We start from the raw sequence: 2540 nt of genomic DNA, 5'->3' as shown, positions 1-2540 counted from the left end.
GCGAGTCTCGCTGTGTGGCTGGGGGTTATCGTGGGTGTCTGTGTGTCTATGCGCGGCGTTGGCCGGGGCGAGGCGCCGCCGCGGAACCCTCAGCACCACGCCCCGCCCCGGCCCCGCCGGGGACGCCCCCGACGACCCGCTCGCCGAGCTGTTCGCCGAGGGGCCGAGCGAGCCGCCCGCCGATCCGGTGCTGCGCCGCCTCTTCCCGGACGCCTACTGCGACCCGGAGCGGTTCCCGGACTCGCCGAAGGAGGCCGAGGAGCAGCAGGCCCACTCCGCCGAGTTCCGCCGCTACACCGAGAACGACCTGCGGGCCGGCAAGCGGGAGAACGCCCTGGCGGTGATCGGCTCGCTGGACGCGCTGTCCCCGGTGGGCGAGGAGGGGGCCGTCCTCAAGATCTCCCCCGAGGAGTCCCGGCAGTGGCTGGGCGCGCTCAACGACCTGCGCCTGGCGATCGGCTCCCGGCTGGAGATCACCGACGAGGACGACACCGATCTGCTCTACCGGCTCCCGGACGAGGACCCGCGCAAGCCGATGGTGATGGCGTACCTGTGGCTGGGCGGGCTTCAGGAGACTCTGGTCTCCACCCTGATGCCGTAGTCCGGCATGCCCCGATTCATCCGGTTTTCGTGTTCGCTCAGAGGACGCTCAAATCCGGATAACGATCGAGTCACCGTTGCGGCCTGGTTTACCCCTTGAGCGTGTCTTTTGTCCGGTTCTTCCTGTGCCGTGCGCCACAGTGGGACCGGATGATCAATGTTGCGGCCGTGATAAATCTTCACGACCGCCCGGCGAACACCACCCATGTTCAGCCGGGTGCGCCACCGAGCCGGCGACCGCCGGCCAGGCACGGGCAGGCCCGCGAGGCCGGCCCAGCTCCATCAATCCGGGGGGATCGAAACCCGATCCGAGGCCGACGAGAGGCCCGGGTCGGCATGGAGAAAGGCGCACACGACACATGACCTCCGCTCAGGTCGACACGGAGAAGACCCCTGAAGAGGGGTACGAGCGCGGACTCGGCAGCCGCCAGGTGCAGATGATCGCGATCGGCGGCGCGATCGGAGTCGGCCTCTTCCTGAAAGCCGGCGCGAACATCACCAAGGCCGGCCCCAGCCTCATCCTGATGTACGCCCTCGCGGGCGCGGTCGTCTTCTTCATCATGCGGGCGCTCGGCGAGCTGCTGCTCTACCGTCCGGTCTCGGGCTCCTTCGCGGAGTACTCGCGGGAATTCCTCGGCCCGTTCTTCGGCTACTTCACCGGCTGGACGTACTGGCTGATGTGGGTCGTGACGGGCATGGCCGAGCTGACGGCCGCCGCGATCTACGTCCACTACTGGTTCCCGCACATCCCGCAGTGGGTGACGGCCCTGGTCTTCCTGGTGATCCTCTTCGGGGTCAACCTGATCTCCGTGAAGCTCTTCGGCGAGCTGGAGTTCTGGTTCTCCATGGTCAAGGTCACCGCCCTCATCGGCATGATCGTGATCGGCCTGGGCGTCCTGACCTTCGGCTTCAGCTCCGCCGGTGACACCGCCGCGGTCTCCAACCTCTGGGCCTTCGACGGCTTCTTCCCCAAGGGTGTCGGCTCGTCCCTGATGACCCTCCAGGGCGTCATGTTCGCCTACCTCGCGGTCGAGCTGGTCGGCGTCACGGCCGGCGAGTCCGAGGACCCGGAGAAGACCCTCCCCAAGGCGATCAACACCCTGCCCTGGCGCATCGCCCTCTTCTACGTCGGTGCCCTCACGGTCATCCTGTGCGTGGTGAAGTGGACCGAGTTCACGCCGGAAGCGAGCCCCTTCGTCCTCGCCTTCGCCAAGATCGGCATCCCGGCGGGCGCGGGCATCGTCAACTTCGTCGTACTCACCGCCGCCCTGTCGTCCTGCAACTCCGGCATGTACTCCACCGGCCGCATGCTGCGCACCCTGGCCGACAGCGGTGAGGCGCCCAAGCGCTTCAGCAGGCTGTCGTCCACCAAGACGCCCGCCTTCGGCATCACCGTCTCGGTCCTGTTCATGGGCATCGGCGTGGTCCTGAACTACCTCGTCCCGGAGAAGGCCTTCGGCTACGTCACCTCCGTCGCCACCGCGGCCGGCATCTGGACCTGGCTGATGATCCTGATCAGCCACGTCCTCTACCGCCGCGCGGTCGTCGCGGGCCGGCTGCCCGCCTCCGCCTTCCCGGCGCCGGGCGGCGCGGTGTGCAGCTGGATCGCCATCGTGTTCCTGCTCTTCGTCACCGGTCTGATCGCGTACGACGCCGACTCCCGGGTCTGCCTGTACGTGATGGCCGGCTGGGCCGCCGCCCTCGGCGTCGGCTGGGCGGTCCTCAAGGCCCGCAACCCGCAGGTCACCGAGCGCCGCGAGCCGGTGCTGGAGAAGGTGGGCTGACCACCACACAGGACGTCCGGCCGACGGGTGTTATCGTGGTTCCCCCCGCGGGCCCCGCCGCGGGCGGGCCGGGCACAGGCCCGGGCCGGAGCCCCCGCGGGGGGGGGGGCGCGCCCGGGGTTTGAGTGACGGCGACGGTAGCAAACACCCCGCCCC

Annotated in this window: 1 protein-coding gene and 1 pseudogene; both read left to right on the top strand. The window is 69.1% G+C overall.

Features of this window, described 5'->3' with window-relative positions; translation table 11 throughout:
• Positions 1-106: 106 nt before the first annotated feature.
• Positions 107-601, top strand: a pseudogene (locus ACFW2E_RS24060) (DUF2017 domain-containing protein); the annotation flags it as partial.
• A 358-nt stretch (positions 602-959) separates the two neighbouring features.
• Positions 960-2384 carry an amino acid permease gene (locus ACFW2E_RS24055; protein WP_384469141.1) on the top strand — a complete coding sequence of 475 codons (1425 nt, stop codon included), beginning with the start codon at positions 960-962 and terminating at the stop codon, positions 2382-2384.
• The last annotated feature ends 156 nt before the right edge of the window (positions 2385-2540 follow it).

Source organism: Streptomyces sp. NPDC058964 (genome assembly GCF_042741275.1).
GTDB lineage: Bacteria > Actinomycetota > Actinomycetes > Streptomycetales > Streptomycetaceae > Streptomyces.
This window is presented reverse-complemented; position numbering and strand designations above follow the sequence as displayed.

Excerpts from the sequence above, each read along its gene's own strand:
- ACFW2E_RS24055 (WP_384469141.1), top strand. The coding sequence starts at position 960 with ATGACCTCCGCTCAGGTCGACACGGAGAAGACCCCTGAAGAGGGGTAC.